Below are 5,913 nucleotides of genomic sequence, written 5' to 3'. Positions count from 1 at the left end.
CCCCCCCCCCCCCCCCCCCCCCCCCCCCCCCCCCCCCCCCCCCCCCCCCCCCCCCCCCCCCCCCCCCCCCCCCCCCCCCCCCCCCCCCCCCCCGCGGTGGCGTCGCTTAGCGCGCCGCCAGTTTCTTGTTGGCTACGTTGGCAACGGGCGCCTTGTCAGGCTCCGGTCCGTTGGTGCCGGGGATGATGTATTCCCGCCAGGTGTATTGCTTGGTGGTGTTGATGGAAAAACCGGCCTGGCCGTTGGCGTCCGAAAAATTGATCGAAAACGCGGTGCCGGTGGCCGAGCTTGGACCCGGGCTGCTGCGGCTGCTCAGGTTGTATTTGTAGTCGTTGGCAAGGAACAGGTTGATGGTCTTGCCAGTGTACAAGCTTTGGATGTTGTTTTTGATATACATGCCGGCGTCGAAGCCTCCGATCATGTGTTTGCCCGGCTCGATCGCGCTCGTAAAGCCGAGGAAGGCGTTTTGCGGCGCCACCGTCAACACCTGGCCGGAGACGCTGTTCATCTGTTGCAGGATGGCGTTGCCAATGAGGCTGCTGGCCTTGCGGTCGATGAAGTCGCCGATAAACGGAATCCAGCTGTAGCTGCTGTCGCACGAGGTGCTTTGCGTCGGCGTGAAATCGACGCTGGTGCCCGCCACCGCGCCGGTAAAGGGGTTGAACTGGGACGCCAGCGACAGCGAATTCATGTAAACCTGCGAGTTGCACGTCACCGTGCCGAGCCAGTTCGATTTGCGCGCGGTGATGCCGACGGAATAGGTCAGCCCGTTCAGTCGCATGCTCAGATTGCCGTCGGGCAGGCCCGATACCGAGACGTTGATGTCGCCGCTCATGCCGCCGGGCGTGGTGATGCTGGCGTTCTGGCCCGACTGGGCCAGCGCCTCGGCCACGCCTGCGGTGATTTTCGAGCGGATCGACCAGTAGAAGTTCGACGCGCCGCCGAGCAACTGCGCCATCGGCGCCGAGGTGTTGGCCATATCCGAGGCGGCCAGCGTTGAGAAATTGCCGTTGAAGCTGGCCTGGGCGGTATGCGTACCGCCGACGACGACCGGCGCGTACATGGTGACGTCGTAGAGCGGCCTGGCCGAGGCGGCGCCCGAGACCAGCAGCGCGCCGATGATCCCGAGTGTCATTTTATTCAATCTCATATGATGGTTCCCCGTAAAGTCATTAAAATTAAGTACGAAAAAGCATCATTGCTAGTATTCATTTGAATGTCAAGTTAACAATATTTTGTGAATAATATTTCCTTTTAGAGAGCGCTGGCGCCTTCCGCGCCACTGTAGCTTGCCGCGATCCGCGACGCACCCGCGCGTCGACGATCTGATGCCGCCGGGCCACCGACGACGCCGAACATTGCGCGCCCTCATGGACAAAAAAAAACATGTGTTGCTTTGTGGAATTTGTGAATATTGGTGACTTTTGTCGCCGAAAATATGGCGCAAAATGGTGTCAGTTTAATTCCGAGGAGAAATTAACTCCCGGTGGGGACTGGAATGTTGGGCTTGTTTGGCAACTTGTTCGCACGTTGATGCGGTGTCGGCCGGTGCGTATTCCCCGCCTACATAACTTCTTTCTGGTGCGTATTCATTATTAGCGTAGGCGGGATGGTTATCAGGGTGTATGCGCCATCCACGGAACCGAACGATCTTTGTAATTGGGGGAGTCAATGAATATCGCACACATGAAAGTTGCCACGCGCCTGGGCATCGGGTTCGCTCTGGTGGCCACGTTGCTGGCCATTGTTACCGGGCTGGGCATTAATCGGATGGCCGGCATGCGCGACCGCATGGACGAAATCATCAAGGTCAACAACGTTGAAACCCGGCTGGCGTCGGCAATGGATTTGACCATCACCGAGCGCGCGCTGGCGCTGCGCAACCTGATCCTGCTGAGCGAACCGGCCGAGATCCAGATCGAGGTCGCGCGCATCGCCACGCAGGCCAAGAAATACGACGACGCCCAGGGCAAGCTGGGACAGATGTTCGCCACGCTGGCCACTACCACGGAGCAGGAGCAGGCGCTGCTCGAGAAGATCCGGCAGCAGTCGGCGCTGGCCGCGCCGTTCATCGCCAAGGCCACCGAGTTGGGGCTGGCCAAGCAGGGCGACGCGGCCTACAAGCTGCTGCGCTTCGAGTTCCGCCCGGTGCAAAAGAAATGGTGGGAATTGCTGCGCGAGCTCAGCGCGATCGAGGAAAAACAGAGCGAGCAGGCCGCCGCCGCCGCCGAGGCGGCCTATGCCGGCGCGCGTTCGATGATGCTCGGCTTTGGCGCGCTGGCGCTGCTGGTGAGTATCGCCGCGGCCTGGATGATAACCCGCGGCCTGGTCAGGCAACTCGGCGGCGAACCGGACTACGCCGCCGAGGTGGCCGGCAAGATCGCCGCCGGCGACCTGACGGTGGCGATCCGCACCCGGCCCGGCGACGTTACCAGCCTGATGTACGCGATGAAGGCGATGCGCGACAGCCTGTCGCACATCGTCGGCCAGGTGCACGCCAGCAGCTCGACCATCGCCACCGCCTCGCAGCAGATCGCTTCCGGCAACCTCGACCTGTCCTCGCGCACCGAGCAGCAGGCCAGTTCGCTGGAGGAGACCGCTTCCTCGCTTGAGGAGCTGACCTCGACCGTCAAGCAGAACGCCGACAACGCCCGCCAGGCCAACGGCTTGGCGATGTCGGCCTCGGAGGTCGCCGTCAAGGGCGGCGCGGTGGTGGCCCGGGTGGTCGACACGATGGGCGCGATCAACTCCTCGTCGGTGAAGATCGTCGACATCATCGGCGTCATCGACGGCATCGCCTTCCAGACCAACATCCTGGCGCTGAACGCCGCCGTCGAGGCGGCCCGCGCCGGCGAGCAGGGCCGCGGCTTCGCCGTCGTCGCCAGCGAAGTGCGCAACCTGGCGCAGCGCTCGGCGGCGGCGGCCAAGGAAATCAAGATCCTCATCGACGATTCGGTGCAGCAGGTCGATTCCGGCGCCAAGCTGGTCGACCAGGCCGGCCACACGATGGACGAGATCGTCGCCAGCGTCAAACGCGTCACGGATATCATGAGCGAGATCAGTTGCGCCAGCCTGGAGCAGACCTCCGGCATCGAGCAGATCAACCAGGCGGTGATCCAGATGGACAACGTGACGCAGCAAAACGCCGCGCTGGTGGAGCAGGCCGCCGCCGCCGCCGCCACGCTGCAGGACCAGACCGCCGACCTGGCCCAGGTGGTCAGCGTGTTCCGCCTGGACGCCGACTACGCCGGCGCGCGCCCCGCCCCGGCGCCGCGCGGGAGCGCGCCGGTGGCGCTGCGCCAGGGCGCGGCGAAGGCGCTGCGGGCGCGCCCGCCGCAGGCCCGTCCGGCCGCCGCGGCGAAGCAGCAGCGCAAGGTGGCCAACGCCGGCGCGGCCTCGGACGGCGAGTGGGAACAGTTTTAAAGCGGGCGGCGGCGCCGTCGGCGCCGGCCGCGTGGGTGTAGCTCCCTGGCACGAGGAGAAAGCATGACTACCGATGTATTGAACGATATCGCCGAGCTTGTCGGCGACGCGCCGCGCGCAGCCGGCCTGCAGCCCTACGCCGGCAAGGTCTCGCCGTTGAACACCTTTTGGCACCCGGGCAAGGTCTCGGCGGAGCGGCGCAGCGCCCATTTCGGCCACGCCCCGGCGACCGTCTGGCTGACCGGCCTGAGCGGCGCCGGCAAGTCGACCATCGCCTACGAGCTCGAAAAGATGCTGCACGACGAGGGCCGCTCCAGCTATGTGCTCGACGGCGACAACCTGCGCCACCACCTGAACCGCGATTTGGGGTTTTCGCCGGCCGACCGCAAGGAGAACATCCGCCGCACCGCCGAAGTGGCGAAGATGATGAACGAGGCCGGCCTGATGGTCATCGCCGCCTTCATTTCGCCGTACCGCGAGGACCGCGCGATGGCCGCCGCCATCATCGGCGAGCACGAATTCATCGAAGTCTACGTCAGCACCCCGACCGCGGTGTGCGAGGGGCGCGACCCGAAGGGCCTGTACGCCAAGGCCAGGGCCGGCGAAATCCCGTGCTTCACCGGCATTTCGTCGCCGTACGAGGTGCCGTTGACGCCGGCGCTGGTGCTGGACGGCGGCGAGCTGTCGCTGGCCGACGCCACGCGCGCGCTGTACCACCACCTGGCGCTACGCTTCCGGACCAAAAAATGAGCGCGCCGCCTTCCGCGGCGGCGCGCGCGCGCGCCTACGACGTCTTCAACGGCGACGCCGACGGCATCTGCGCGCTGCACCAGCTGCGCCTGGCCCATCCGAAGGCGGCGCAACTGGTCACCGGCGTCAAGCGCGACGTCGAGCTGCTGCGCCGCCTGCCCGAGCAGGCCGCGCTCGACGTCACCGTGCTCGACGTCTCGCTCGACTGCAACCTGGCGCCGCTGCGCCGCATCCTCGACGGCGGCGGCCACGTCGCCTATTTCGACCACCACAGCGCGCGCCAGGCGTTCGCCCACCCCGACCTGGAATGGCACTGGGACGACGCGCCGCAGGCCTGCACCGGCATCCTGGTGGACCGCCACCTGGGCGGGCGCTTCCGCGCCTGGGCGGCGGTGGCCGCCTTCGGCGACAACTTGGCCGGGGCCGGCCGCGCGCTGGCGGCGGCGGCCGGCGTCGGCGCGGCCGACGCGCTGGCGCTCGAACGACTCGGCCTGGCGCTGAACTACAACGCCTACGGCGAACGGGTCGAGGACCTGCACATCGCGCCGGACCGGCTGTACCTGGCGCTGCACGGCTGCGACCACCCGCTCGAATTCATCGGGCAGTCGCCGCACTACCGCGCGCTGCGCGCCGGCTACGACGCCGACCTGGCGCAGATGGGCGGCCTGCGCCCGCATTGGCGCGCGGCCTGCGGCGCCGCCTATGTGCTGCCGAACCGGCCTTGGGCGCGGCGCATCTCCGGCGTATTCGCCAACAGCCTGGCGGCGGCGCAGCCGGCGCATAGTTTCGCGGTGCTGAGCGAAAACGCCGACGGCAGCTACGTCGTCAGCGTGCGTTCCGGCGCGCCCGGCGCGCTGGCCGCCTGCGGCCTGTGCGAACGCTTCGCCGGCGGCGGCGGACGGCGCGCGGCGGCCGGCATCAACCGCCTGCCGGCGGCCGAACTGGAGCATTTTATCGGCTGCTTCGCCGCTTACTTCGGCGCCGGCGCCAACCCGGACGCCGGCGGCGGGGTCCATGCACGCCAGGGTTAAGCGGCCCGAGCCGGCCGCCGCCGCGGCCGCGCCGCCCGAACCGCTGGCGCCGGCGGCGGCCGCGCCGGTCACGCTGGCGGCCTTGTGCCGGATCTTCCTGCTGGTCGGTTGCACCAGTTTCGGCGGTTTCATGGTGATGATCGGCGTGACCCAGAACGCGGTGGTGGAGCGGCGCAAGCTGCTCACGGCGGCCGAGGTGCTCGACGGCCTGACGCTGGCCTCGGTGCTGCCGGGGCCGATGGCGATCAACCTGGTGGCCTACATCGGCTACCGCCTGCGCGGCGCCGCCGGCGCCGCCGTCTGCGTGCTCGCGGCGGTGGCGCCGGCCTTCCTGTTCATGCTGGCGTTCAGTGCCGTCTACTTCCGCTGGGGCCACGTGGCGGCGCTGGGCCAGGTCTTCATGGGCGTGGTGCCGGCTGTGGCGGCGATCATCCTGGCGGCGGGCTGGCGCATGTGCCGCGCCAGCGTCAGCGACTGGCGCGAGGCGGCGCTGGCGCTGGCCGCGCTGGCGCTGGCGCTGCTGCTGCCCGGCCTGCGCAGCACCTTCCTGATGCTGTTCGTCGCGGCGCTGGCCGGCTGGCGCTGCTTTGGCAGCGACGCGGCGCCGGTGCGCCGGCGGGCCGGCCGCGCCCCCCAAACCACCGCCCAGACCAGGGCCACCCCAGCACCCCTCCCCCCACTTCCTTTTCCTGCCGTGCTCTCGCTTTTT

5 protein-coding genes are annotated in these 5,913 nt (G+C 67.8%); 4 read left to right on the top strand and 1 reads right to left on the bottom strand.

Translation table 11 applies throughout. The features are described 5' to 3' along the window. Positions 1 to 106: 106 nt before the first annotated feature. Positions 107 to 1,135, bottom strand: coding sequence for a hypothetical protein (locus ACFDR9_RS26585; RefSeq protein ID WP_409032915.1), 1,029 nt, complete (start codon positions 1,133 to 1,135; stop codon positions 107 to 109). 536 nt (positions 1,136 to 1,671) lie between these two features. Between ACFDR9_RS26585 and ACFDR9_RS26580 the strand changes: the two genes are divergently transcribed. From ACFDR9_RS26580 to ACFDR9_RS26565, 4 genes are all read left to right on the top strand, one after another. Further along, positions 1,672 to 3,423, top strand: coding sequence for a methyl-accepting chemotaxis protein (locus tag ACFDR9_RS26580; protein WP_051068258.1), 1,752 nt, complete (start codon positions 1,672 to 1,674; stop codon positions 3,421 to 3,423). A gap of 63 nt (positions 3,424 to 3,486) precedes the next feature. Further along, positions 3,487 to 4,173, top strand: coding sequence for an adenylyl-sulfate kinase (gene cysC / locus ACFDR9_RS26575; protein WP_085945292.1), 687 nt, complete (start codon positions 3,487 to 3,489; stop codon positions 4,171 to 4,173). After that, on the top strand, positions 4,170 to 5,204 hold the full coding sequence (locus ACFDR9_RS26570; RefSeq protein WP_409032914.1) for a hypothetical protein: 1,035 nt from the start codon (positions 4,170 to 4,172) through the stop codon (positions 5,202 to 5,204). Before cysC ends, ACFDR9_RS26570 begins: the two co-directional genes overlap by 4 nt. After that, positions 5,188 to 5,913: chromate transporter (locus ACFDR9_RS26565; RefSeq protein WP_409032913.1), on the top strand; the 726-nt coding region annotated here is incomplete at its 3' end. The genes ACFDR9_RS26570 and ACFDR9_RS26565, both read left to right, overlap by 17 nt.

Origin of the sequence: Janthinobacterium sp. CG_23.3 (assembly GCF_046115965.1) — a bacterium.
Taxonomy (GTDB): Bacteria; Pseudomonadota; Gammaproteobacteria; order Burkholderiales; family Burkholderiaceae_D; genus Janthinobacterium.
This window is presented reverse-complemented; position numbering and strand designations above follow the sequence as displayed.